Annotated in this window: 20 protein-coding genes; 9 read left to right on the forward strand and 11 right to left on the reverse strand. The window is 53.2% G+C overall.

The annotated features are described in order from the left end of the window. Positions 1-7: 7 nt before the first annotated feature. The 4 genes from R3I13_RS12650 to R3I13_RS12665 all read right to left on the reverse strand — a co-directional run bounded on the left by R3I13_RS12650 (position 8) and on the right by R3I13_RS12665 (position 4,250). Complete coding sequence (locus tag R3I13_RS12650; protein WP_346318322.1) at positions 8-2,602, reverse strand: DNA translocase FtsK 4TM domain-containing protein; 2,595 nt, start codon at positions 2,600-2,602, stop codon at positions 8-10. A 125-nt stretch (positions 2,603-2,727) separates the two neighbouring features. Continuing rightward, on the reverse strand, positions 2,728-3,114 hold the full coding sequence (locus R3I13_RS12655) for a DUF423 domain-containing protein (RefSeq protein ID WP_346318323.1): 387 nt from the start codon (positions 3,112-3,114) through the stop codon (positions 2,728-2,730). Then, on the reverse strand, positions 3,107-3,613 hold the full coding sequence (locus R3I13_RS12660; RefSeq protein ID WP_346318324.1) for a shikimate kinase: 507 nt from the start codon (positions 3,611-3,613) through the stop codon (positions 3,107-3,109). Before R3I13_RS12660 ends, R3I13_RS12655 begins: the two co-directional genes overlap by 8 nt. A gap of 7 nt (positions 3,614-3,620) precedes the next feature. Continuing rightward, positions 3,621-4,250: a 4'-phosphopantetheinyl transferase superfamily protein gene (locus R3I13_RS12665; RefSeq protein ID WP_346318325.1), complete on the reverse strand. Its 630-nt coding sequence runs from the start codon at positions 4,248-4,250 to the stop codon at positions 3,621-3,623. A 70-nt stretch (positions 4,251-4,320) separates the two neighbouring features. Here R3I13_RS12665 and dcd point away from each other — a divergent pair, with 70 nt between their 5' ends. After that, the gene (gene dcd, locus R3I13_RS12670) at positions 4,321-4,857 is read left to right on the forward strand and encodes a dCTP deaminase (RefSeq protein WP_346318326.1); all 537 of its coding nucleotides are present in this window, start codon (positions 4,321-4,323) and stop codon (positions 4,855-4,857) included. Between the two features lie 53 nt (positions 4,858-4,910). Here dcd and R3I13_RS12675 read toward each other — a convergent pair whose 3' ends face one another. From R3I13_RS12675 to R3I13_RS12685, 3 genes are all read right to left on the reverse strand, one after another. Then, a complete protein-coding gene (locus R3I13_RS12675) occupies positions 4,911-6,161 on the reverse strand; it encodes a serine hydrolase domain-containing protein (RefSeq protein ID WP_346318327.1) in 1,251 nt (416 codons plus the stop codon). Between the two features lie 98 nt (positions 6,162-6,259). Next, positions 6,260-7,489 carry a TlpA disulfide reductase family protein gene (locus R3I13_RS12680; protein ID WP_346318328.1) on the reverse strand — a complete coding sequence of 410 codons (1,230 nt, stop codon included), beginning with the start codon at positions 7,487-7,489 and terminating at the stop codon, positions 6,260-6,262. Positions 7,490-7,504: 15 nt separating this feature from the next. Further along, positions 7,505-8,176 (reverse strand): YggS family pyridoxal phosphate-dependent enzyme, encoded by a 672-nt coding sequence (locus R3I13_RS12685; RefSeq protein WP_346318329.1) that lies wholly within the window; start codon positions 8,174-8,176, stop codon positions 7,505-7,507. A gap of 204 nt (positions 8,177-8,380) precedes the next feature. Between R3I13_RS12685 and R3I13_RS12690 the strand changes: the two genes are divergently transcribed. Next, positions 8,381-9,520, forward strand: coding sequence for an acyl-CoA dehydrogenase (locus R3I13_RS12690; RefSeq protein WP_346318330.1), 1,140 nt, complete (start codon positions 8,381-8,383; stop codon positions 9,518-9,520). A 77-nt stretch (positions 9,521-9,597) separates the two neighbouring features. Then, a complete protein-coding gene (locus R3I13_RS12695) occupies positions 9,598-10,545 on the forward strand; it encodes an arginase (protein WP_346318331.1) in 948 nt (315 codons plus the stop codon). Positions 10,546-10,547: 2 nt separating this feature from the next. Here R3I13_RS12695 and R3I13_RS12700 read toward each other — a convergent pair whose 3' ends face one another. Beyond that, positions 10,548-11,612 carry a DUF3810 domain-containing protein gene (locus tag R3I13_RS12700; RefSeq protein WP_346318332.1) on the reverse strand — a complete coding sequence of 355 codons (1,065 nt, stop codon included), beginning with the start codon at positions 11,610-11,612 and terminating at the stop codon, positions 10,548-10,550. Between the two features lie 21 nt (positions 11,613-11,633). Here R3I13_RS12700 and R3I13_RS12705 point away from each other — a divergent pair, with 21 nt between their 5' ends. Beyond that, a complete protein-coding gene (locus R3I13_RS12705) occupies positions 11,634-12,515 on the forward strand; it encodes a fructosamine kinase family protein (protein WP_346318333.1) in 882 nt (293 codons plus the stop codon). Here the strand turns inward: R3I13_RS12705 and R3I13_RS12710 are convergent. After that, positions 12,512-14,932, reverse strand: coding sequence for a PAS domain S-box protein (locus tag R3I13_RS12710; protein WP_346318334.1), 2,421 nt, complete (start codon positions 14,930-14,932; stop codon positions 12,512-12,514). The two genes, R3I13_RS12705 and R3I13_RS12710, sit on opposite strands and share 4 nt — an antisense overlap. A 272-nt stretch (positions 14,933-15,204) precedes the next feature. Here R3I13_RS12710 and R3I13_RS12715 point away from each other — a divergent pair, with 272 nt between their 5' ends. From R3I13_RS12715 to R3I13_RS12730, 4 genes are all read left to right on the forward strand, one after another. Further along, entirely contained in the window at positions 15,205-15,741 is a 537-nt protein-coding gene (locus R3I13_RS12715; protein ID WP_346318335.1) for a DUF177 domain-containing protein, read from the forward strand. A 32-nt stretch (positions 15,742-15,773) separates the two neighbouring features. After that, positions 15,774-15,968: a 50S ribosomal protein L32 gene (gene rpmF, locus R3I13_RS12720; protein ID WP_120516147.1), complete on the forward strand. Its 195-nt coding sequence runs from the start codon at positions 15,774-15,776 to the stop codon at positions 15,966-15,968. Between the two features lie 47 nt (positions 15,969-16,015). Next, positions 16,016-16,969, forward strand: a complete 954-nt coding sequence (gene plsX, locus R3I13_RS12725; RefSeq protein ID WP_346318336.1) for a phosphate acyltransferase PlsX — start codon at positions 16,016-16,018, stop codon at positions 16,967-16,969. Between the two features lie 164 nt (positions 16,970-17,133). Then, positions 17,134-17,508 carry a hypothetical protein gene (locus R3I13_RS12730; protein WP_346318337.1) on the forward strand — a complete coding sequence of 125 codons (375 nt, stop codon included), beginning with the start codon at positions 17,134-17,136 and terminating at the stop codon, positions 17,506-17,508. Between the two features lie 53 nt (positions 17,509-17,561). Here R3I13_RS12730 and R3I13_RS12735 read toward each other — a convergent pair whose 3' ends face one another. Next, a complete protein-coding gene (locus tag R3I13_RS12735) occupies positions 17,562-21,311 on the reverse strand; it encodes an ATP-binding protein (protein ID WP_346318338.1) in 3,750 nt (1,249 codons plus the stop codon). 3 nt (positions 21,312-21,314) lie between these two features. Beyond that, positions 21,315-22,079, reverse strand: a complete 765-nt coding sequence (mazG, locus tag R3I13_RS12740; RefSeq protein ID WP_346318339.1) for a nucleoside triphosphate pyrophosphohydrolase — start codon at positions 22,077-22,079, stop codon at positions 21,315-21,317. Between the two features lie 167 nt (positions 22,080-22,246). Here mazG and R3I13_RS12745 point away from each other — a divergent pair, with 167 nt between their 5' ends. Continuing rightward, positions 22,247-24,493 carry a Tex family protein gene (locus R3I13_RS12745; protein ID WP_346318340.1) on the forward strand — a complete coding sequence of 749 codons (2,247 nt, stop codon included), beginning with the start codon at positions 22,247-22,249 and terminating at the stop codon, positions 24,491-24,493. Positions 24,494-24,537: the final 44 nt, after the last annotated feature.

Here is a 24,537-nt window from a genome sequence, read left to right on the forward strand (position 1 = left end):
GCGCAAATTATAACATACTGTTAAGGATTTCCTCGAGGTCTGCTTCGGTTTTCACATTCACGTCCCGCGCCTTGCTGCCCATGTTGGGACCTACGATCCCGGCGGCTTCCAGCTGGTCCATCAGGCGGCCTGCCCGGTTGTAGCCCAGCTTCATCCTCCTTTGCAGCAGCGAAGTAGAGCCTTGCTGGTTCTGCACGATCACGCGGGCGGCTTCTTCGAAGAGCGGGTCACGGTCGGCCAGGCTGAAATCCTTGCCTTCCATGTCTTTTTCATCGATGTATTCCGGCAGCAGGAATGCGTCAGGGTAGCCGCGCTGCTCGCCGATGAATTCGGCTACGCTTTCCACTTCGGGCGTGTCTACAAATGCGCACTGGAGGCGCACCAGCTCGCCGTTGAAGGAGATCAGCATGTCTCCCTGGCCAATGAGCTGCTCAGCCCCGCCGATGTCGAGAATGGTGCGGGAGTCTATTTTGGATGATACTTTGAATGCAATACGGGCCGGGAAGTTGGCCTTGATGGTACCGGTGATGATGTTCACAGACGGGCGCTGGGTGGCGATGATGAGGTGGATGCCCACGGCACGGGCCAGCTGCGCCAGCCTCGCGATAGGCATTTCCACTTCTTTGCCCGCGGTCATGATCAGGTCTGCAAACTCGTCTATCACCAGCACGATGAACGGCAGGTAGCGGTGGCCTTTCTGCGGGTTCAGCCTGCGCTGGGTGAATTTGCCGTTGTACTCGCGGATGTTGCGGGTGCCGGCTTCTTTCAGCAGGTCGTACCGCAGGTCCATTTCGATACACAGCGCGTTGAGGGTATGCACTACTTTCTTGGTGTCTGTAATGATCGCGTCTTCTTCTCCGGGCAGCTTGGCCAGGAAATGTTTCTCGATCAGCTTGTACAGCGACAACTCCACCTTCTTCGGGTCCACCAGCACAAACTTCAGCTGTGAAGGATGTTTTTTATACAGCAGCGATACCAGCAAGGTGTTGATGCCTACTGATTTACCCTGGCCGGTAGCGCCCGCCATCAGCAGGTGGGGCATCTTGGCGAGGTCCGCGATAAAATTCTCGTTGTCGATCTTTTTCCCGATGGCGATAGGCAGGTCCATCTGGCTGTGCTGGAACTTGTCAGACGCCAGCATGTTGCGCAGGGAAACGATGGTCTTTTTCACATTTGGCACTTCAATACCGATAGTACCGCGGCCCGGGATAGGCGCGATGATGCGGATACCCAGCGCGGAAAGGCTCAGCGCGATATCGTCTTCCAGGTTCTTGATCCGCGAAATGCGCACGCCTGCCGCGGGTACGATCTCGTACAGGGTCACGGTAGGCCCTACGGTAGCGCTGATCTTCTGGATGGAAATATCGTAGTTCTTCAGCGTGTCGATGATCTGGTTCTTGTTCTTTTCCAGTTCAGACGCGTCCTGCACGATCTTGTCGGAGCCATGGTTTTCCAGCAGGTCCAGCGCGGGGTATTTGTAATCCCGCAGATCGAGGGTAGGCTCGTATGGATCTGTGGGCACGGCTTCGCGCACGGGCACGATCTCTTCCACTTCTTCGTCAGACGGGTCTTCGTACACCGGTTTGATCTCGAAAGCCACTTCTTCTACCGCAGCGCTTTTCTTAGCGGGAGGCGGCGGCGTGTAGATCTCTGGCTCCGGTTCGGGCTCTTCCTCTTCTTCCGTAAGCATCAGTTCCGGTTCTGGTTCAGGCTCCGGTTCAGGTATGTGTGCAGGCGGAATGAAGGTGATGGCTTTGGGAGCGGGTTCTTCTTTTTCGATCAGCTGCAGTTCCTGTTCAAATTCTTCTTCTTCAACAGGGGGAATAACAGTGATGGGGCTTCCGTCCCCTTTCATCGCGTTGTTTTTTGACACAGGCGCGAATACGGGTTCCGGTTCTTCTTCCTCTTCATCCGGCTCGCCGAAACCGGCAAACGGTTCTTTCACCGGTTTGGGTTTCTTTTCCGGCCATTTGAAATCGACGTTGAACTTCCAGATGATCCAGCTGAGGCCGGCTACCACCAGCAGCAGGCCTGCGCCGGTCTTGCCGAGGAAGCCGCTCGTCCAGCGGTTGAGCGCATCGCCCATGGCGCCTCCCCAGGGAAAGGCTGATTTGCCGGTGAGGAATGCGAAGGTCATGCTGATGAACAGCAGCCCGAAAATGATGTATTTCACATTGCGCCAGAAGCGGAACACGCGGCGGCCTACAATGAAGTTGATACCAATAATGAAAAAGAAATAACAGAACAGGTAAGAGGCAATGCCGAAGCCTTTGAAGAAGAACCAGTGGGAAGTAAATGCCCCGAGGCGGCCCAGCAGGTTGTCCACTTCAATTTCATGCCGGAAGAGCACGGACGAAGAGTAGCGGTGCACTTTATCGAAATCTTCCTCCCAGGTGAACAGGTAGGATGTGAAAGCAATAAAGCAATACAGCGACAGCAGCAGGAAAAAAGCCCCCAGTACTTTGTGGGTGCGCTCGTCCTTTACCAGTTCCTTTACTTTCACTTCCGGCTCTTTGTCCGGCTTAAGCGTATCAGGATTGGGTAGCTGTTCTTTTTTCTTTTTAGGTTCTTTCTTTTCTGATTTCAGTTTGTTACCTGCCATAATCGAAATCAAAATTAACTATTGCCGGGGCAATCGCGGAAATTATTTCCGGAGCCCGGTAATTTGGCGCGCACCGCCGGTCATTTCGCCCGGCGCGGCCGGGGATATGGTTTGTGCAGGGCGGGTTATTTTTTAAGCACCCCCAGCAACAGCATTATCCACCCGGCAATAAATGCCAGCCCGCCGATGGGCGTGATCGCGCCGATGCCGCGCAGGCCCACGGTGTCTGTCGCTTTCAGGAGGGTGAGCACGTACAGCGAGCCGGAAAACAGGAGGATGCCTGCCAGGAAAAGCCGGCCGGCCCATACCAGCTGCGGCCCGGGCACGTGCGCATAGAGGATGCCTACTGCCAGCAAGGCGAACACATGGTAGAACTGGTAGGTAACGCCCGTCTGGAAGGTGCTGACGGTTTCGGGGGGAACGAGCTCTTTCAGCTTATGCGCGCCGAATGCGCCAAGGATCACTGCCAGTGCGCCCAAAAGCGCCGCCCATATGAGAAATGTTTTATGCATGCGGGATCAATTTATCAAAAGTTTCCAAAGATATTTCATCGTCGCTGATGATCACCTGACTTTGCTCATAAAAAGGCTGCCGTTCCATTAATTTCTTTTCCGTGAAGGCGGTGAGGTCTTCGGCGGAAAGGTCCTGTATCAGCGGCCGTTTGGCCTGCTTCCTTTGCAGGCGCTCCACCATTACGGGCACGGAAGGGTTCAGCCAGATGGTAATGCCGGCGTTGTTCATGAAGTCCATGGTATCCGAAAAGCAGGGTGTGCCGCCGCCGCAGGAGATCAGGAAACGGTCGTTGTCCAGCGCAAGCTCGCGCAGCACTTTGCCTTCCAGTTCCCGGAAATAAGATTCGCCTTTTTCGGCGAAGATCTCGGCTACGGGCATTCCTTCCCTTTCCACGATCACATCGTCCAGGTCGAAGTAAGGCAGGTTCCAGTGAATGGCCAGTTGTTTGCCCCAATAGGATTTACCGGCTCCCATAAAACCGAGCAGAAATACTTTCATGTTTGCGTTACTGTTTTCTTTCCCCTGCCGTCCAGGCCAGGCATAGGTTATCGTCCAGAATATATTGCAGGTCCAGGCAGGCGATCCGGTCGCCTTTCAGGAAATCGCAGGTGATGAAGCCGGCGTTCTGAAAGGGAAAGGATTGCAGCTGCATGTTGGCTTTGAAGTCGATCCCGCCCAGGCCGTACCATTTGAAGACCGCTTCTTTGGCGCTCCAGCAGATGGTTTGGTGCTGGAGCTTTTGTGCGGGCGACATGAATTCCTGTTCCCTGGGGGCGAGGAATTTATGCGCTATGCGGCCTATTTTGGGTTGCACGTTCTCAATATCGATGCCGACATGTTCCCGGGTGCTCGCGATGGCGGCGGCATAATCGCCGCAATGCGAGATGGAAAAATAATAAGGATTTCCGGGAATATAAGGTTTTCTGCTTTCGAGGATGCGGATCTCGTTCACGGGAAGGTCCGGAAACAGCTGCCGGAGGAGGTAGCGGCCGGCAAAGTGCTGGAGGCGCTTGTGGGGGTGGTGTACTTCGGGTTCTATGTTGACCACAGCCCGGAAAAATGCTTCTTCTTCACCAATTTTCCACACTCCCAGCTTCGTGGCGGGGTCAATTTGTATCGTTCGTATTAAAGCCATAAATTCGCCGCTATTAACCGCGAATTTAAACGGAAATACCCAACTGGCCTAAACCTAAACAAACCACATCATGATCTTGTCTGACAAAAGGATCTTAGAGGAAATTGAAAAGGGCACTATTGTGATCAGCCCATACGACCGCAAATACCTGGGTACCAACTCGTACGACGTGCACCTGGGGAAGTACCTGGCTACTTATGCGGACAGGGTGCTGGATGCCCGCAGGCATAACGAGATCGTGCATTTCGAGATCCCGGAGGAAGGTTATGTGCTGCAGCCGAATACGCTGTACCTGGGGGTAACGCACGAATACACCGAAACCCATGCGCATGTGCCTTTCCTGGAGGGCAAGAGCAGCACGGGCCGCCTGGGGATAGACATTCATGCCACTGCCGGCAAGGGCGACGTCGGGTTCTGCAACACCTGGACGCTGGAGATCTCCTGCGCCCAACCCGTGCGCATATACGCCGGCATGCCCATCGGCCAGCTGATCTATTTCGCGGTGGAAGGGGATATTGAAACGTTCTACAATAAAAAAGGCAACGCGAAGTATAATGGCAGAACGGTGAGGCCGGTGGAGAGTATGATGTGGAAGAATGAATTTTAAGAGATTCCAAATAGTGAAAAGCGGGCTTATCGGGCCCGCTTTTTTTATTATCATTATTCCAATGCTCCATACACCAATATCCTGAACTTCCGCACAAACTCCCCATACCAGGCATACGGGCTCACGTTTGTAAACACCAGCATGACCAGGTTCTCTTTTTTGTCGATCGTATACTCGGAACAATATGCCCCGCCCCAGGTCAGTGATCCGGGCGTAGCCTGGTCGCCGTAACGCGTGTCTTCGCTGATGATCTGGAGACCAAGACCAAACTTGTCATTGCGGTCCCATACGAAGTTATCGCCGATCTGGTTGCGGCCCATCAGGTCTACCGTTTTACGGGAAAGCAGCCGCACGTTATTGTAGCTGCCCCCGTTCAGGATCAGCTGGCAGATCTTCGCGTAGTCTTCCGCAGTGCACACCAGGCCCGCCCCTCCGAGGAAAAGGGTCTGTTTGCCGGCAACAGGAAAAGTACGGTTCTCCACGCTCATGCTCAGCGTGAACGGATCGTCCATCGTGCGCTTGGAATACAGCTCCACCAGCCGCTTCGCCTTGGATGGCGGCAGGTAGAAATAACAATCCTTCATGCCCAGTGGTGCGAAGATCCTCTCGGCGAAAAACTGGCTGAGGTTCCGGCCGGAGATCACTTCCACCACCCTGCCGGCAATGTCTGTATTGTAGCCATACGTGAATTTCTCTCCCGGTTCATGCACCAGCGGCCGCGCCGCTACCTGCCTGATGAGGGAATCGAGCGTGAGGCCTTCCAGGTCGCTGAGCGCCCCGCCGGGCACTTTATGTGATGGATGCTGGTAGGGAATGCCGGCGGTATGCGCCAGCAGGTGGCGGATGGTCACGGCTTTCTTCGCCTTGTGCGTGATGGCGCGGCCCGTGGCCTTGTCCACACTGTCCAGCACCTGCATGTCCCTGAACTCGGGCAGGAATTTGGAAACAGGATCGTCGAGGAAGAGTTTGCCTTCCTCGTACAGCATCAGCACGGCAATAGTGGTCACCAGCTTGGTCTGCGAGGCAATGCGGAAAAAGTCATCGGTGCGCACGGGAATCTTCTTTTCAATATTACTGTAGCCATAAGCCTTATGATGCACGATCTGCCCGTTGCGGGCAATGAACGTGACGGCATTGGGCGCATATCCCCTGGCAATGGCGTCGTTGAAGAAACTGTCTATACGGGCAAGCCTTGCGGCGGAAAAACCGGCTGCTGCGATATTGGCGGCGGGCTTCAGCTGTTGCTGGCCCCTTGCGGCCATTGCAAGCAGGGCGCCGGTAAGGAAAAGGAATACTGTTTTCATAAACGTGATTGATATCCGAAATATAACAAGGAATTACGCATAAAAAAAGGCGCCCTTTACAACCGGGCGCCTGTGCTTGATGAAATGTCGTGTATGCGTTACTGCAAAAGCCCGTCCATCAGGTGGTTGAACTCTTTTTTGTAGGTTTCATAATGCTCGCCCGTACCCGGACCGTTAAACCCGGTGTGCACCTCTTTCACTTTGCCGGCCTTGTCCAGGTAAATGGTGGTGGGGAAACCTTTGAGCGCGGTAAGCTGCGGCAGCGTTTTCTCCGTTTTCTGCGGGTCAGACGGCGTAACGCCGGTGATCAGCACGGGATAGGTCACATCGAACCGTTTGATGAAGCTCTGCACGGCTTTCTTCGATTTCCCGAAATCAGGCGTGCGCTCGTAGCACAGCATGATGATCTCCACGCCGCGGTCTTTGTTCTGCTTATACCACTGGCTGAGATAAGCGGTTTCATCCATGCAGTTGGGGCACCAGGAGCCGGAGATCTGCACGATCACGGCCTTGTTCTTAAAACGTTCGTCTTTGATCGATACCTTTTGCCCGTTCACATCAGGAAAAGTGAAATCCAGCGTGGCGCCGGTTTCTTTCACAGTGGCGATGGTGGTGGCATCCTGGAGTTTGGCGCTGCTGTCTTTTTTTGCGGCAAACTGCTCTTTGGCGGTAATGCCTGCAAAGAACACGCCGTTGCTGAGGGTGGAATCATTTTCCACTTTGGCGGTGAACAGGTATGCATGCGAGCCGTCGAAGGTGGATAATTTGAGCGTATCGCCATCCACAACGCCCTGCAGGTAACGGTAATCGCCGGTAGTGGTGAGATAGGTGCCGGTTACGGCGCTGCCGTTCTGGGAAAATTCACCGATGGCAAAGCTGCTGTCTTTTTTGTCAGGCGAAGTGAAATAAGTGGGCCAGCGGCCGGAAACGTTGAATTTCGGCGGGTTCGCGGCGGTAAAACGTTCTGCCACACCGGGCATGGCTTTAAACGTGATGCTCACGTCTTTGTCCGCCAGGTGGCGTATCCACAAGCCCTGCAGGCTGCCGTCAGGCTGCAGCGCGGTCCTGAATTCCGAATCAAAGAAAGGCATGCGGATGAAAACGGAATCTCCTTCCTGCCTGATATCATCCACCAGCATACGTTCGCCGGCGTTGAGGATATGGATGGATTTTTGGCCTGCGCTGTCTGCCAGTTCGAAGTTGAAGACGATATCTCCCCCGTCTTCCCGCAGCAGGTGCGCCTGCCAGGGCCCGGTAGCCATGGAGGCCTGTTTCTGCGCGCTGCATGCGGCCAGGCCGATCATGCAACCGATCATTAATCTTTTCATACTGTCTGTGTCTTTTTAAGCATAGTTTCTTGCGCCGAAAAGCAGGCTGCCGATGCGGACGAGCGTACTGCCTTCTTCCAGCGCGAGTTTATAATCACCGCTCATGCCGGTGGATAGTTCCCTGAATGTGCCTGCCCCCGGGAAATACTTTTCCCTTATCGTATCGCGGAGGGCTTTGAGGCCCGCGAATTCCCGGCGTACCTGCGCTTCATCGTCCGTATTGCTGGCCATGCCCATGAGGCCGGTAATGCGGACGCCCGGTAGTTCCCCGGCCTGGTCCAGCAGCTGGAACACCTCGGTTTCGCTAAGGCCGAACTTGGTTTCTTCCGTAGCAATATGCACCTGCAGCAGGCAGTCTGTTACGCGGTTGTGCTTCAGCGACTGCTTGCTGATCTCGGCGAGCAGCTTCAGGCTGTCTACCCCGTGGATCATGCTTACGAAAGGCGCGATATACTTTACTTTGTTGGTCTGAAGGTGGCCGATGAAATGCCATTGTATGTCCTGCGGGAGAAGACCGGCCTTTTCCACCATTTCCTGCACATAATTCTCGCCGAATATGCGCTGGCCTGCGGCGTAAAGTTCCCGGATATCTTCAACGGGTTTGGTTTTTGATACTGCTACCAGCCTGGCATGGTATGGTTCAAGTTGCTGCAACACCTGCCGGTAGTTATTAAAATTCACTGCCATATTCCTACAAAAATAATAGACTTTAAGCATTTACAGCGCAGCCATTGGAAAAAGCCCAACAAATCAGCCACTATCTATGCAAAATATTCAACAATACCGGGGAAATGCTTGTTACCGTTAAATTCTGGAAAGGTGATTTTTTTACATCCTCATTTTAAAATAGGTTTGTAAACACCAACAATCTTATCCTAAAATAAATTTTACATGGAATTCCAGTTAACAGAAGAACACCTGATGATCCAGAAAGCGGCAAGGGATTTTGCCGTGAACGAGTTATTGCCGGGCGTAATTGAACGGGACGAGCAGCAGAAGTTTCCCGCGGAACAGATCAAAAAACTGGGCGAATTGGGCTTCCTGGGCATGATGGTGGATCCGAAATACGGCGGTTCCGGCCTGGATACCGTTTCGTATGTGCTGGCCATGGAAGAGATATCTAAGGTAGACGCCTCCGCCTCCGTGGTGATGAGCGTGAACAATTCCCTCGTTTGCTGGGGGCTTGAAACATTCGGTACCGAAGAACAAAAACAAAAATACCTGGTGCCGCTGGCCAAGGGCGAAGTGCTCGGCGCATTCCTGCTCAGCGAGCCGGAAGCCGGGTCTGACGCTACTTCGCAGCGTACGGTTGGGGAAGACAAAGGGGATCATTACCTCGTGAATGGCACCAAGAACTGGATCACCAACGGTAATTCCGCCAGCATATACCTCGTAATGGTGCAAACGCATGCTGAAAAAGGCAGCAAAGGCATCAACGCGCTTATCGTGGAAAAGAATACGCCGGGCATTACCATCGGCGTGAAAGAAAACAAACTGGGCATCCGTGGCAGCGATACGCACAGCGTGATGTTCCAGGATGTGAAAGTACCGAAGGAGAACCGCATCGGGGAAGACGGCTTCGGGTTTAAATTTGCGATGAAAACACTGGGCGGCGGCCGTATCGGCATTGCATCCCAGGCTTTGGGCATTGCGAGCGGCGCCTATGAACTGGCGCTGAAATATTCCAAAACACGCAAGGCCTTCGGGAAAGAGATCGCCCAGCACCAGGCCATCCAGTTCAAACTGGCGGATATGGCCACCCGCATCGAAGCCGCCCGCCTGCTGTGCCTGCGCGCGGCCTGGGAAAAGGACAATCACCTGGATTATACCCTCAGCGGCTCCATGGCCAAGGTATTCGCCTCCGAAACCGCCATGTGGGTAACCACCGAAGCAGTGCAGGTGCATGGCGGATACGGTTATGTAAAGGAATACCACGTGGAGCGCCTCATGCGCGACGCGAAGATCACCCAGATATACGAAGGCACGTCCGAAGTACAGCGGATCGTGATCAGCCGCAGCATACTGGGATAAACCCGGTTAGATGTTGGAATTTATCTTAATACGATTACCTTTGTTCCAGCATCAGTGGTTACACACCAAAACAATGTATGAAAAACATCAAGATCATTGAGGTCAAGTCCGAGATCGGCGCAGGCACCCGCGGCGCCAGCCTGGGGGTGGATGCCATCAAGATTGCCGCGCTCGATTTTATGAGCAATTTCTTTGTACACTTCCCTACAGAAGCAGTTGAAACAGAGAACAAACTGCTTTTTGAACCGATAGAATCCCCTTACGCCAAACGCATCAAAGGCACTTATGCCCTGTATGAACGTGTGAGCAAGGCCGTTTGCGATACCGTCAAACAAAACTGGTTCCCGGTGGTATTATCCGGCGACCACAGCACTGCCGGCGCCACCATTGCCGGGCTGAAGATCGCCAGGCCCAAAGCCAAGCTGGGCGTAATCTGGATCGATGCGCACTCCGACCTCCATACGCCTTTTACCACGCCGTCAGGCAATATGCACGGCATGCCGCTGGCCATTTCCATCGCGGAAGACAATGAAGATCACAAGGTGCACGACCTGGACGAAAACACCCTGCGCATGTGGAACAACCTGAAGAACCTGGGAAAGATATCGCCGAAGGTGCTGCCGGAAGACATTGTATTTATTTCCCTGCGGGATTATGAGAAGGAAGAAGAGCACCTGATCAAAAAGTACGGCATGAAGGTGTTCACCACCAACGAAGTGCGCCGCAAGGGGCCTGAAGCCATTGCCCGCTCCGTGTTCCGCTATCTCAGCGACTGCGAGTATATTTATGTTTCTTTCGATGTGGACAGCCTGGACGCGTCTATCTCCCGCGGCACCGGCACCCCGGTGAGCAATGGTTTGAGGGAAAGGGAAGCGGAAGACCTTATTTCGAAATTCATGCAGCACCGCAAGATCTGCTGCTTCGAGATCACGGAAGTGAACCCCACGCTGGACAGGGAGAACCTGATGGCGGAGATCGCTTTCAACATCCTTCAACGCAGCGTGAACGTGCTGATGATGAACTGACCTCATATTTTGTAATAGGCCATCAGCCATCCGATCACCTCGCTGTAGCTGCGGATGCCGTGCTTCTGGAGGTTGGCCTTGAGATATTGATCGTACAGCACGGCGGAATAATTATCTACCGGTCCTTCATATTGCTCGTAGAACCGGATCAGCTTCCGCACATCGTCTTTCACCCCGGGATTGGTCTTTTCCCACAACAGCCTTGCCAGGTAGCCATTCCGGCGGCCCAGCCGGCGGATGCTGTAAAGCAGCATATCAAAATTGGCGGCATAACGGAAACGGCTATCCGTTACCCTGCTAGCGGCCAGGTAACTTATAAAATTTGCATCTTCTTCCGGCGCAAAGCCCAGCTGGTGGGCAATTTCATGGCATGTCACAAAAGGCTGCTGGAACGGGGGAACGGTAGTGTTTACCTGTGCTTCATTCGTAAAAGGGTTGAGGTAACCGGTTACGCCCAGGTAGTTCAGGTATTCACCGAACAGGGACGATTTTACGGAAGCATGCCTGTATGCCAGCGTGGGAGCGGATTTAGCGAGGTCGTTGTAAGCAACGGCGGCCATCCTGAACATTTGTTCTTTATTGAGCGGCTGTTTTTCCATCTCCGCGTAGTCGCGGTTCACCAGCTTTACAAGCGTATCGGTAAGCAGGTAAAGGTCTGCCGTAGTATAGTCTCTCGTTTTAAAACCAAGATCGGCCACCATAGTGGTGCGGCGGTAATGCCCGCCCCAGAACAGCAGGAAAACGAAGTAGAGCCAGAGCAGGGAGGCAGCCGCTTTCAGCGTCATCTGCAACAGTTCTTTCCATCGGCCGCGAATGAGCACCCACAGGCATCTTAACAAAAAAATTATACTGATTACGACCCAGACGCAGTATATTACATCGCCGATGCTGAAAGGTACCCTTCCAGTCAGATTTCTTAACAACGTACTGATAAATTCGTACCACCTATGAAAGTAGAGCTTTGCCAGCCACCCGTCTGCCGCTATGACCCAGGTCAGCAAAAGTATACCCGTCAGGCTGACCGCGATTGAAATAATTTGCCTTTTTAGCTGAACCCTGGTTTCCATTTTAAGTTAAAGGACTATGCTATGATAGATGAAATGACCAAACGGGAGCTGAACACTACCCTATCCCGTCAATTATCGGTGAAAATACAGATAAATCACGCAGAGCGCATACACGGCGGAGACATCAACGAAACTTTCCTGCTGGATACATCAGAGGGCCGCTGGTTCCTGAAAATGAACGATGCGCGGAAATACCCGGGCATGTTCGAAAGGGAACTGAGCGGGCTGGAAGAGCTCAGGGCGGCGGGCGTCATTGCCGTTCCAAAACCTTTTTGTTACGGCACGGCGGGCAACAGGGCCTTCCTGCTGCTGGAATACCTCGAAAAAGGCAGCGCGGCGCCCGATTTCTGGGAGAGCTTCGCGGCGTCTATGGTGCGCCTGCATGAACACACGAGACCTTATTTCGGGCTGAACGACGCGAATTACATCGGTTCCATTAAACAATACAATACGCCGTATACCAACTGGGCGGTGTTCTATGCATTCAACCGGCTGATGCCGCTGGCGAAAATGGCATTTGACAGCTACAGGATAGACAGGCCGGTGATGCAGCAGCTGGAAAGCCTTTGCCGGCGCCTGCCACAGCTGTTTCCCGAAGAGCCGCCGGCATTGCTGCACGGCGACCTGTGGAGCGGCAACTTCCTGGTGGGCAGCAACGGCAAAGCCGTTATATTCGACCCGGCAGTGTATTTCGGGCACCGCGAAATGGACCTGGCCATGACGCGCCTGTTCGGCGGGTTCGACACGCGGTTCTATTACACATACCAGGCCATCCGCCCCCTGGAACCAGGATGGCAGCAGCGGCTGGGCTTGTGCCAGCTGTACCCTTTACTGGTACACCTCAATCTTTTCGGCGGGAATTACTTCAATGACGTGAAGGATGTGTTACAACAATACAATTAGGAATTCTGATGATTCTTCACGAACGCATACATCTTTTGTAATTCGGACTCGATAGTGGGATAAAGGTTGGTCACTTCCGTGGCGATCTCCTCCAGCATGCCGGGGATGCCGCTCAGCGCTTCTTCTTTTTCTTTTCCGGCCAGCTTATTGTCTTCCACTTTGCGCATGATTCCTTCCAGGGCTTCCATTTTGCCTGTTATCCAGGTGAGGCCCACCATTGAAAAGTTTGGTTTGATCTTGTGTACCTGGAATTTGAGTTTCTCCCAGTCTTTTTCCTGCGCCACTTTTTCCAGTTTTCCCATTTCCTCTTTGATCGTCATCACGAATATTTCGAACAGGTCGATAGCATAACCGATGTTGCTTTCATAGAGGGTGTTCAGGTATCTGACGTCCAGCGCCGGATGGAATTCGTAACCGCTTATATTTTGCACTTCCATAATAATTTCTGTTTCATCTTCATTGAGGTACTTGTTGAGCACCTGCAACAGCTGGTCTGGCGTATACGGCTTGGTAAGGATGTCCGTAATGCCGATCGTGCGCGCCAGCGACACCGTGCTGGGCATGGCCGCCGCGGTGGTGGCTATTACCGGGGTGGCCACGTTGGGCCGGCTTTCGTCTTCCCTGATCTTTTTCGCCAGTTCGAATCCATCCATGCCGGGAATGCGGATGTCCATCAGCACCAGGTCGTATTGCCTGGATTCGAGGAAATACAGCGCATCGGGGCCGTTGGTGGCCAGCTGGTAATTGATCTTGTATTTTTCCAGCAGGCTGATCACGTACTTGAGGTTCATCGGGTTGTCTTCCACCACCAGCACCTTCGCCTGTCCGAAATCGATCCTTGAGTACTTGTTTTCCATATCCGATTCCGTGCCCGGGGCCAGCGGCTTCCGGGTGTCTATGAACGGGAGGGTGAAGCTGAAGCAGGTGCTGTACTCCGGCCCCTCTTCCACCGCGATGTTCCCGCCCTGCAATTCTACCAGCTGCTTGGCGATGGCCAGGCCCAGGCCCGTACCGCCGTAGCGCTCGCGGATGTCTTTTTCCGCCTGTTTATAGTTCTGGAAGATCAGCTCCAGCTTGTCTTTCTGGATGCCGATACCCGTATCGCAGACCTTGAACCTGATCCAGAGCGCATTGCCCTGTACATTCTCAAGATACACTTTGATCGCAATTTCACCTTCTTTCGTGAATTTCTCCGCATTTCCTAACAAATTCATCAATATCTGGTTCAAAATCATATCGTCCCCTATCAGCAGGGTATCGATCTTTTTGTCCAGCTCCACGGTCACCTGCACGGGCCGCTGGGCCAATTTCAGCTGGAAGGTGTGTTTCATGCTCTGCACCAGGTCGCGCAGGTCAAATTCGCGGGGGTGCACTTCCTGCTTGCCGGCTTCGATCTTGGAAATATCCAGGATGTCCGTGATCAGGCCGTGCAGGATGCCCGACGAATGTTTTAATATCTTGATATATTCCTTTTGTTCGTCATTGAGGGTGGTTTCATCCAGCAGGTGGGCCATGCCGATGATGGCATTGAGTGGCGTGCGTATTTCGTGGCTCATATTGGCCAGGAATTCCTTCTGGGCGCGCTGGGCTTCCTCGGCGGCCTGTTTGGCCAGTTCCAGCTCCTTTTGGAGGATCTTCTGCGGGGTGATGTCCATATGAATGCCGACTCCGCCCACGGGATTGCCTTCGCGGTCGTAGATATTGCCGGAGCTGGCCAGCACCCATTTGCGGGTTCCGTCCTTCAGCACGATCTCCATATCATAGAGCAGGGCCAGTTTCTTTTCCACGCGGTAGCGGCGCAGGTTGCGGGCGTATTCGCGGTTCTCTTCAGGCACGAATACGTCGGTAATGTTGCGGCCCAGCAGCTCTTCTTCCGTGTAGCCGGACATGCGGCAGAAGCTTTCGTATACTTTGGTGATATTGCCCTCCAGGTCTGTTTCACAGAGGGCGGCATTGAGATTGTCGAGGATGACGCGGTATTTTTCGTCCGTGCGCTTCAGCTCTTCCTGCCACTGGCGGTGGCGGGTAACGTCCACGACCTGCCAGATGCTGCCGGCAAAACGGCTGCCGTCGAACACGGGGATATAGCTGACCTCGCGGATATGGCCGGTGGTGAAGGTAAGCTCCCAGCCGAAGAAAGGTTTTTTCTTCTTCCGTAACTCTTTCATTTTCAACTCAAAACTGGCAGGATCGCTGGTCAGTGGCGCAATATGGTCCACGAAGGGCTGAAATGCCAGGTTGATGATATTTCCCTTGTAGGGGAAGGTGTTATAACCCATGAATACGTCGTTGGCCCAGATAAAACGGTGTTTTTCATCTGAAACAAGTACGCCTGCATTGGTATTCTGGAGGTAAACTGAAATGGGAAGGGCAAAAATATCCGGCAACCCTTCTGGGGTGGAGGGAGTGGTCTTCAAAGAGCGTTTTTTTGTGCGGCCTATTCTACCTTTAGGTGCCATATCGTCTGGGGAATAGGGGGCTTTATAGGATTCCATAAGGCATCAAAAACAAAATTATCCGAGTACTGTGTGAAGTTATTAATTTTGATGGAAGTATCTATCCCTAAATATCTGACATTTTTATATATTTTCATATATAATACATGGTTGACAATCAGCAAAAGTAGGAAATTTTTGCTTTTGAGAATATTTGATTACCTTTGCATCCCTCTAAAAGTGAGGTTTTAGATATGAAGCAACTCCGCGAATTCGACATAGCTTTTGTAGGTCTGACGCCCGGAGTGCATACATTCCAATACCAGATCACTGACAGTTTCTTTGAGAACTATGGTCAGCAGGATTTCTCAAACTGTAACGCAACGGTAAAGTTACAATTTGACAAAAAAACGGGTTTTTTCCTGTTGAAATTCGAGGTGGGGGGTACTGTTACGGTAACCTGCGACCGCTGCGGCCAGCCTTTCGAGATGCAGTTATGGGATGATTTCAACCAGGTGATCAAGCTGGTGGATAATCCCGGGGAGATGAATACCGATGAGGATCCGGATGTTACGTATATCAGCCGGACCGAAAGCCACCTCAACGTGGCCGATTTTGTGTATGAATTCATCAACCTCAGCATCCCGATGCAGCGCATTCACCCGGATAAACCGGACGGAACCAGCGGCTGTGATCCGAAAGTGCTGGAGATGCTGGCTAAGATGAACAAACCGGGCGACGACGACACAAATCCGATCTGGAAAGGATTGGAGAAATTTCGGGACAATTAAACAAATACGTAGACAATTAAAAATTAAATAAGATGCCGAATCCTAAACGCAGACACTCGCAACAAAGATCAGCTAAGAGAAGAACGCATTACAAGGCAGTTGCTGACACTTTAAGCACAGACAGCGCTACCGGCGAAGTGCACCTGAGACACCGTGCTCATTGGGTAGAGAACAAACTGTTCTACAAAGGAAAAGTTGTTTTGGAAAAACAAGCCGCCGCTAAATAATAATTTTTACTAATTTTACACCCGAGCTAACAGACAAACTACAGTTCATGAGAATCGGGCTTGATATGATGGGTGGCGACTATGCCCCCGCAGAAGCAGTAAAAGGAGTACAGTTATTTTTAGATAGTGTGGCAACAGATGCGCACCTCGTGCTGATTGGTGATGAGCAAGCCTTAACACCGTTGCTCGAAGGCGCACAGTTGGACCAATCAAGATATACAGTTGTTCATTCATCCCAGGTTATCGGGATGAATGAACATCCTACCAAAGCACTCAAAGAAAAGCCGCAATCTTCCATCTCCATCGGCTTTCATCTTCTTCAGAACAAAAAGATCGACGCTTTCATCAGTGCCGGCAACACCGGCGCCATGATGGTGGGCGCTATCTATTCCATCAAACTTATCGAAGGCATCCAGCGGCCCACCATTTCCACCATTCTCCCCCGCGAGAACGGTTCTTTGGGTTTATTGCTGGACGTGGGCATCAATGCGGACTGCAAGCCGGAAAACCTGGTACAGTTCGCCATTCTCGGCTCCCTCTACTCCCAGTATATCATGGGCACCTCTTCCCCGAAAGTAGGCCTGCTGAACATCGGGGAGGAAGAAGGCAAGGGCAACCTGCTCGCGCAGGCCACCTATCCCCTGCTGAAAGAGAACACCCAGCTCAATTTCATCGGCAACGTGGAAGGCCGCGATGTGTTCAAGGAAACTGCGGACGTGATCGTTTGCGAAGGCTTCACGGGCAACGTGGTGCTGAAAATGGCCGAGTCGTTCCACGACGTGGCCGTTCGCCGCAACATCAAAGATGAGTACTTCGACCGGTTCGATTTCGAGCAATACGGCGGCACCCCCGTACTGGGCGTGGCTGAGCCCGTGATCATCGGGCACGGTATTTCCGGCGCCAGGGCCTTCTCCAACATGATCAACCTCGCCAAACAAATGATAGAAAGCAAACTGCTGGAAAAGATCAGGGAAAGCTTCGTGGTAACCAACGAAAGCTGATCATTTCACAGGCAGCTGAAAATATTAAGCCGTCCCGGTACAACCCGGGACGGCTTTTTTATGTAAAAATACCGGGAAACAGGTATATCCGTCAAACGGCAATAGCGCTAACTTAGCCCCGCAAAGGAAACCAACTTACAAACAACACCCACATCCGATTGACTATGAAAAAGATCATCTTCTTCTCCCTGATCCTGTTATCCGCTAACGCTTATTCCCAGGAAAAAGTAGAAAAGTACTGCGAACTGATCGCCACTGCCAAGCTGTTCAGCAACAAAGTGACCATCGAGGTAGACTTCGGGCAGGAAAAGAAATTCTTCGACTTCAAGGACTCCCGGATCAAAGACGACCTGGGCAAGGCAAAAAACTTCAATTCCGTGGTAGACGCCCTGAATTACCTGGGCTCTCTGGGCTGGAAGTTCGTGGACGCTTATCCCTTAAATGAAGGAAGCGGGTCAAAAGTGCTGCATTTTTTCTTTAAGAAAGATTTCCTGAAATCAGAGCTTACAGAAGCGACTGCCAAGGTTGACAGCAAATAAGAACGCCTGTTAAAGATTGCTCTGTCGCGGCTCCCGGCAACGACGGGCTTCTACTATGGCACCAGCGGCAGCCTTACGAAGAAAGTTGTGCCGGTTCCCGGCGTGGTCCTGAACCAGATCTCCCCGCCCGCCTGCTCGACGATATTCTTGCACATCGCCAGGCCCAGGCCGGTCCCGGAAGATTTGGTGGTGAAGTTGGGCACGAATATTTTCGGCTGCACATCGGCCGGGATGCCTGTGCCATTGTCTGTCACCTCCACGATCACGTGATCCCCATCGTCCTGCACGCTGATGGCCACGTGCCCTTCCTGCCCTTCAGGAATGGCCTGTATGGCGTTTTGCAGCAGGTTGGTGAACACGCGGTTGATCTGCGTTTTATCCGCATCCACCAGGTAGGGCTTTTGCTGCCGCTCGTAATAGATATGGCATTCGGGATTGCTCATATACAGTCCTGTAACGGATTGCAGCACTTCGCCGAGGGAAAACACCTCGTTGTTCACCTTCGTGATATGCGCAAAAGCGGCAAAGTCTGACGCGATATTGGACAAATGTTCGATCTGCTCCACCAGCGTGTTGGCCACGTTGCGTGAAAGCGCTTTTACATCCGGCGAATCGTTGGCGATGGCGCGTTGCAGGTATTGAATGCTCAGTTTCATGGGCGTGAGCGGGTTCTTGATCTCGTGCGCCACCTGCCGCGCCATTTCGCGCCAGGCCCCTTCCCTTTCGCTTTTGGCCAGCATTTCGGCGCTCACTTCGAGCTTCTGCACCATCTTGTTGTATTCAGTCACCAGCAGGCCGATCTCATCATCGTTGTCCCACTGTATCTGCTCGTTGTGCTGGCCGAGGTTTACGCTGCGCAGCTTGTCTGTTATGAGCGAGAAGGATTTCGTGATGGTATTGGAGATCAGCAGCACCAGCAGGCCCGCGATCAGGAAAATGAATGCATTGATGTTGATGAGCGCCACCAGGAAGGTGGATATTTGCTGGTTCAGCTCCGTCTGCGTAGCGAAATAAGGCACGTTGAGGTACGCAAACACGCGCCCCTGGCTGCGCAGCGGCACATAGCTGCTGATGTACATCATCTCCCCTATCCGCTCTTCCTGGATGTACTGGATCTTGCTGAGCCGGCTCAGCTGGAAATAAGCCACCGGGTTCATCGCTTCGGACAACAAACCTTTCTCTATCATCAGCGGCTGCGCAGAGAGCTGCAGCTGCCCGTCGGTATCGTAGATATTGATGTCCACATTATGTTCGCTGGCTATCTCCGCAATCTTGGAAGAAAGCTGCGAGGCAAAAATGGAATCGTATAACATATCCATTTCATCGAACTGGCGGAGGGTGTAGAATTCTTCTTCGATATCCTGCCCGATGCTGTGCACGGTTTTGCTCAGGTTTTCCGCGTTCTCCGCGCGGTAACGGCCGTAGAAGAACAGGATGGTAGCCAGGCCCAATGCCAGGAAAGCGAATACTACCGCGCCGATGATGGTGGTCTGCACTTTGGTGCGGATGCTCAGCTTCACCAGCGTTTTCAGGTTAGACATGCGGAGCCTTGCCTTGATGAGCAGGTCCAGCAGGCTGTACACGCCGATGATCAGCAGGAAGAGGCAGAACATGTAAGCGAACAGGGTGATGAACTCCAGGAAGCTGGCCACCTTCCGCACAACCACTACCAGCTTGTCTTTGGAAGCTTTATAATACAGCAGCGAATTGTTTCCCTGCTCTTCGAACACAATGTCCGCCCCGGGAATTTCCCTTCCGCCCAGCCGCGTTTTGAACGGGTAATTGCCGTGATTGTTCACCAGCACGCCTTTGTCGTATACGGCATAGGAATATTGATCGGTGATCTCCTGCCCCAGGTCGTCGCGGCCCGCGTCTATCAACAGTTCCGGGTACAGGCGGTCCGGCTGCGCGATCTCCGCTTCGGAGCGCACTTCGTAGAACAGGTAGCCTACGGGCAGGCCGTCGTAGCCGGTAAATTCTTTTTTGCCGATATAGCTGTAATCGCGGAAGCTGCGTTCGTCGTAGTACAGGTCGTTGCCTAATACATGCGAGAGCGTATTGCCCATGATGCGGCTTTGCAGCGCTGCAAACGGCAGGGGATCGCTGTTGTAAAGCGGCTGCCCTTCGGCATCGTAGGTATAGAACGATAAATTGAAGCGGCTGAGGTAACGCGAGAAATATTTTTCGCGCAGCATGGCTTCCAGGTTCTTTTTGTAATCGCGGTTGGGGCTGTTGAAATATTGGCGCACGAAAGCATCCTGCGTAAGCCGGTCCCCTACGTCGTTCAGCAGGGTTTCAATGTAAGGGTCGCGCTGTTTGGAAAGGTTTTCAGCTACGCCCTGTCGGGTGGTAAGCTCCTTTTGGTTGTTGTAGTAGATCAGCACCGCGGATGTGGTAACGGTCATCATCAGCATCCACATGATGAAAGGCAGTGTGGCGGAGCTGCTGGAGAAGCGCAGTTCCAGCAGGTCCAGTATCACCACGTAACCCAGCAGCCAGAACATCAGCACCACCGAAGCCCCGAAGTCGGGCAGGTTGAAGCGGAAGGCCAGCCAGATGAGCCCTACGATCAGCAATGAAATATATTTGGTGCGGTATTGGAAATCCGTCAGCTGGTTCAGCAGGTAATTCACGATCTGCGAGAAGAACAGGAAGGTAATAGCAATGAAACCCAGGCTCATGCTGCCGATCACGCTGTATTCATTCAGGCTGAAGAAATTGGTGACGTCGTAGGAGATCTTGGAATCTATCACGAGGCTGCGGATCAGGTCCAGCAGGAACTGCCCGGCGATGAACATGACGAGCCCCGCCGCGCCGATGATCAGCCATCCCTGCCAGCGTTTGCGCAGCACGGGCGGGTGAATGGTGCGCACATGCTGGCGGAAGAAAAGGATCAGCCAGAAAGTGAGCAGCACGTTGAGCGAGAGGTCGCCCAGGCTGCGGAATACGTCGTCCTTTGCGTAGATCGTGGGTTGAAAAAGGTTCAGCGCGCTGAGGTCTATCGGGAAAGGATAGAGATACGTCAGCACCCGGAAGCCGAACACCACTACGAGCAGGAAAAGGAATCCCCAGCCGGGCGCCAGCTTTTTGGCCAGCAGCGTGGCAAACAGGTTGATGAATATGAACACGCAGATGCAGCCCATGGTGAGCAGCAGTACGCTGACGAGGCTGGGCGAGGTGGCTGATTTGGCGGGATTGTAATGGAGGTAGAACAGGATGGTCCTGTTGATATCCAGCACGGGCAGGCCGGGCGGCCGGTTCTGGATGGTATATTCAGGACCGATGGCCGGCCGGCCGTAGAACGATCTGCCGAGGTAATCGTTCGTAATGGCAAACTCCTGCATAACAGGAATGAGCCCGATGAGATATTTGCCCGGCGCAGTGCGCTGGCAAAGGATCACGTAATGCCCGTTGGCCAGTTTCCTGAAAGTGACGCCGGGGAAAAAACCTTCCGCTACGGGCGGCTGCACGGTGTTGGTGCTCCAGAACTTCAGCCTGGGGCCATATTCCAGCGAATCGTAGGCGAACACGAAGAAGTTTTCGTTGTAGATGCTGTTCAGGGTCTTTTGATCGAAGTTCCCTTTGAAAAGGCTGTTCACCGTGGCCGTGTCTGCCGCCAGTTCCCGGAAAGCCTGCTGCCGGCTGCTGATGTCGCCTTCGAGGCTGCGCTGCACGCCGTGGGGGGAAGAATAATAACTCCAGTAGTTGTTGAACAGGAATGCAAAAGTGAACAGCCATGCCGCAATGATCAGCAGGTAGCCGTTCCGGAGGATAAAAAATCTTATTTCCCTGATATCGAGCATACGTTATTCGCCTTCCTTTATCTTGTTCCAGAGGCCGTCCATTTCGGTGAGGCTCATTTCATCGAGCCGGCGGCCATTTTGGGCGGCCATTTCCTCCATGAGCTGAAAGCGGCGGATGAATTTCTTGTTGGTGCGTTCCAGGGCGTTTTCAGCGTCCGTTTCCAGGAAACGGCTGTAGTTTACCAGCGAGAACACCAGGTCGCCGAATTCGGCCTCTATTTCGTTTTGATCGCCTCTTTCCACCGCTTCCCGCAGCTCGCCCATTTCCTCCTCCACTTTATTCCATACCTGCTCCCGGTTTTCCCATTCAAAACCCACCTGTTTGGCCTTTTCCTGCAAACGCATGGATTTCACCAGGGCGGGCAGTGCAACGGGCACCCCGCTGAGCACGGATTTCTTTCCTTCCTTGAGCTTCAGCTTTTCCCAGTTCTGCTTCACTTCTTCCGCATCGGCCACCTTCACGTCGCCGTAGATGTGCGGGTGCCGGGCCACGAGCTTGTCGCACACGCCGTTGATGACGTCTGTAATGGTGAATTGCTGCTGTTCGGAGCCTATCTTTGCATAGAAGACGATATGCAGCATCAGGTCGCCCAGTTCCTCTTTGATCCCTTTATAATCCTCTTCCGTAATGGCGTCCGCCAGTTCGTACAATTCCTCGATGGTGAGCTGCCGGAGGGATTGAAGGGTCTGCTTCCTGTCCCAGGGGCATTTCTCCCGCAGGTCGTCCATGATCTGTAATAATCGGCTGAAGGCTTGTTCCGGCTGCATAACATTTAATATTAATGATGTGGCGCTAAGAAGCGGTAAAATAATGCAATTTCAGGATATCCCCGCGGGTGGAAAAGCGGGGCGGCTTATTGTTAATTTCTTTTTCTTGGCAGAATAGCCAATTTAATTAGCTTTGCGGCCTTAGTAAAATCACAAAAGAAACGAATATGAATCCGAAACACGTGGCCCTCATTTCTGCTGAGCTGAACATTTCGATGAAGCAGGCTGAGAATACCATGAGCTTACTGGCAGAAGGCTCCACCGTACCGTTTATCAGCCGTTACCGGAAGGAGCAGACCGGCAGCCTCGACGAGGTGCAGATAGGCAAGGTAGAGGACCTGGGCAAACGCTACCAGGAAGTGGACGACCGCCGGGCATTCATCATCAAAACCATCACCGAACAGGGAAAAATGACCGACGAGCTGCTGGGCAAACTTGAAGCCAGCTGGGTGCTTACGGAACTGGAAGATATGTACCTCCCCTACAAGCCGAAACGCAAGACCCGCGCCATGGCTGCCATCGAAAAAGGCCTCGAGCCGCTGGCAGACCTGATCATGGCGCAGGAAGCCGGGGAGATCGATGAAACCGCCAAAACGTATATCAACGAGCAGGTAGCTTCGGCAGACGAAGCCCTGAAAGGCGCGCGGGACATCATCGCGGAAAGGATCAATGAGAACGCCGAGCTGCGCGACAAGCTGCGCAAGCTTTTCACGCATACCGCGAAATTCAGTTCCAAAGTGATCGAAGGAAAAGAAGCCGAAGGCGTGAAATACAAAGACTATTTCGAGTTTTCCGAAGAGCTGCACACCATTCCCTCCCACCGCGTGCTGGCCATCCTGCGCGCCGAAGCGGAAGGCATTCTTTTCGGCAATATTTCTCCCGATGAAGAAGAAGCCCAGGGCATCATCAACAAACAATTTGTGACCGGCAACGGCCCTGCCAGCCAGCAGGTCGAAAAAGCCGCCGCGGACGCCTACAAGCGCCTGCTGCGCCCTTCGCTGGAAAACGAAAGCCGTGCCGCCGCGAAGGAAAAAGCAGATACCGAAGCCATTGAAGTGTTTGCCGAAAACCTCCGCCAGCTGCTGCTCGCAGCCCCGCTCGGCCCCAAAGCCGTTATCGCGGTGGATCCCGGGTACCGCACCGGCTGCAAGACCGTAGCGCTGGACAACCAGGGCAATATGCTCGCGCACGACGTGATCTTCCCCCTTGAAAAGAACTACAAAGCCCAGGACGCCGAACACCTGCTGCGCAACTGGGTGAACAAATACGAGATACAGGCCATCGCCGTGGGCAATGGTACTGCGGGCCGTGAAACCGAGGACTTCATCAAAAAGATCGATTTCGGAAAAAAGGTGAATGTGTTCATGGTCAACGAAAGTGGCGCATCCGTGTATTCCGCATCCGAAGTGGCGCGTGAAGAATTCCCGAACGAAGATGTGACCGTGCGCGGTTCCGTATCCATCGGCCGCCGCCTGATAGACCCTCTGGCAGAGCTGGTGAAGATCGATCCCAAAGCCATCGGCGTGGGCCAGTACCAGCACGATGTGAACCAGAGCCACCTCAAGCAAAGCCTTGACCGCGTAGTGGTGAGCTGCGTGAACAACGTGGGCGTGAACCTCAACACCGCTTCAAAGCACCTGCTGGCGTACGTTTCAGGCCTCGGCCCTTCGCTGGCGGAAAACATCGTGAAATACCGCAAAGAGAACGGCGCTTTCAAAAACCGGCAGGAACTGAAAAAAGTAACCCGTCTCGGCGAAAAAGCATTCGAGCAGTGCGCGGGCTTCCTCCGCATCGAGAATGGCGACAACCCGCTGGATAATTCCGCCGTGCACCCTGAACGTTATCCTGTAGTGGAAGCCATCGCGGCAGGGCAAAAATGCACCGTGTCAGAACTGATCGGCCGCAACGAGCTGCGCAAACAGGTGAACATCAAAGAATACATCAGCGAAGAAGTAGGCCAGCTCACGCTGGAAGACATCCTCAAAGAACTGGCCAAGCCCAGCCGCGACCCCCGCGACGAGATCGCCATCTTTGAATATGCCGAAGGCATCAAGACCATGGAAGACGTGCATCCCGGCATGACGCTGCCCGGCGTGGTGACCAATATCACGGCATTCGGCGCGTTTGTGGACATTGGCGTGAAGCAGGACGGCCTGGTGCATATCTCCCACCTGTCCAACAAATTCATCAGCAACCCGAACGAAGCGGTGAAGCTGAACCAGAAAGTGACTGTGACCGTATTGGAAGTGGATATTGCGCGCAAGCGCATTTCACTGTCCATGAAAGACAATGAGCCCAATAACGGCGGAGGCGGCGGCCAGCGCAGGGAGCGCAGGGAAAACAAACCCGCCAAAGAAGCGCCGCTCAATGACTTCCAGGCAAAACTCCAGGCATTGAAATCGAAATTCAAGTAATAAAAAAAGCCCCGGTCGACACCGGGGCTTTTTGTTGTTTTATG

Source organism: Chitinophaga sp. YIM B06452, from assembly GCF_039655965.1.
Lineage (GTDB): Bacteria > Bacteroidota > Bacteroidia > Chitinophagales > Chitinophagaceae > Chitinophaga.

What these genes read in the sequence shown, in the direction of transcription:
- R3I13_RS12695 (WP_346318331.1), top strand. Translation starts at nt 9,598, where the DNA reads ATGAAAAACATCAAGATCATTGAGGTCAAGTCCGAGATCGGCGCAGGC.
- rpmF (WP_120516147.1), top strand. Translation starts at nt 15,774, where the DNA reads ATGCCGAATCCTAAACGCAGACACTCGCAACAAAGATCAGCTAAGAGA.
- R3I13_RS12700 (WP_346318332.1), bottom strand. Translation starts at nt 11,612, where the DNA reads ATGGAAACCAGGGTTCAGCTAAAAAGGCAAATTATTTCAATCGCGGTC.
- mazG (WP_346318339.1), bottom strand. Translation starts at nt 22,079, where the DNA reads ATGCAGCCGGAACAAGCCTTCAGCCGATTATTACAGATCATGGACGAC.
- R3I13_RS12650 (WP_346318322.1), bottom strand. Translation starts at nt 2,602, where the DNA reads ATGGCAGGTAACAAACTGAAATCAGAAAAGAAAGAACCTAAAAAGAAA.
- R3I13_RS12685 (WP_346318329.1), bottom strand. Translation starts at nt 8,176, where the DNA reads ATGGCAGTGAATTTTAATAACTACCGGCAGGTGTTGCAGCAACTTGAA.
- R3I13_RS12730 (WP_346318337.1), top strand. Translation starts at nt 17,134, where the DNA reads ATGAAAAAGATCATCTTCTTCTCCCTGATCCTGTTATCCGCTAACGCT.
- R3I13_RS12705 (WP_346318333.1), top strand. Translation starts at nt 11,634, where the DNA reads ATGATAGATGAAATGACCAAACGGGAGCTGAACACTACCCTATCCCGT.
- R3I13_RS12745 (WP_346318340.1), top strand. Translation starts at nt 22,247, where the DNA reads ATGAATCCGAAACACGTGGCCCTCATTTCTGCTGAGCTGAACATTTCG.
- R3I13_RS12660 (WP_346318324.1), bottom strand. Translation starts at nt 3,613, where the DNA reads ATGAAAGTATTTCTGCTCGGTTTTATGGGAGCCGGTAAATCCTATTGG.
- plsX (WP_346318336.1), top strand. Translation starts at nt 16,016, where the DNA reads ATGAGAATCGGGCTTGATATGATGGGTGGCGACTATGCCCCCGCAGAA.
- R3I13_RS12665 (WP_346318325.1), bottom strand. Translation starts at nt 4,250, where the DNA reads ATGGCTTTAATACGAACGATACAAATTGACCCCGCCACGAAGCTGGGA.
- R3I13_RS12735 (WP_346318338.1), bottom strand. Translation starts at nt 21,311, where the DNA reads ATGCTCGATATCAGGGAAATAAGATTTTTTATCCTCCGGAACGGCTAC.
- R3I13_RS12655 (WP_346318323.1), bottom strand. Translation starts at nt 3,114, where the DNA reads ATGCATAAAACATTTCTCATATGGGCGGCGCTTTTGGGCGCACTGGCA.
- R3I13_RS12715 (WP_346318335.1), top strand. Translation starts at nt 15,205, where the DNA reads ATGAAGCAACTCCGCGAATTCGACATAGCTTTTGTAGGTCTGACGCCC.
- R3I13_RS12680 (WP_346318328.1), bottom strand. Translation starts at nt 7,489, where the DNA reads ATGAAAAGATTAATGATCGGTTGCATGATCGGCCTGGCCGCATGCAGC.
- dcd (WP_346318326.1), top strand. Translation starts at nt 4,321, where the DNA reads ATGATCTTGTCTGACAAAAGGATCTTAGAGGAAATTGAAAAGGGCACT.
- R3I13_RS12690 (WP_346318330.1), top strand. Translation starts at nt 8,381, where the DNA reads ATGGAATTCCAGTTAACAGAAGAACACCTGATGATCCAGAAAGCGGCA.
- R3I13_RS12675 (WP_346318327.1), bottom strand. Translation starts at nt 6,161, where the DNA reads ATGAAAACAGTATTCCTTTTCCTTACCGGCGCCCTGCTTGCAATGGCC.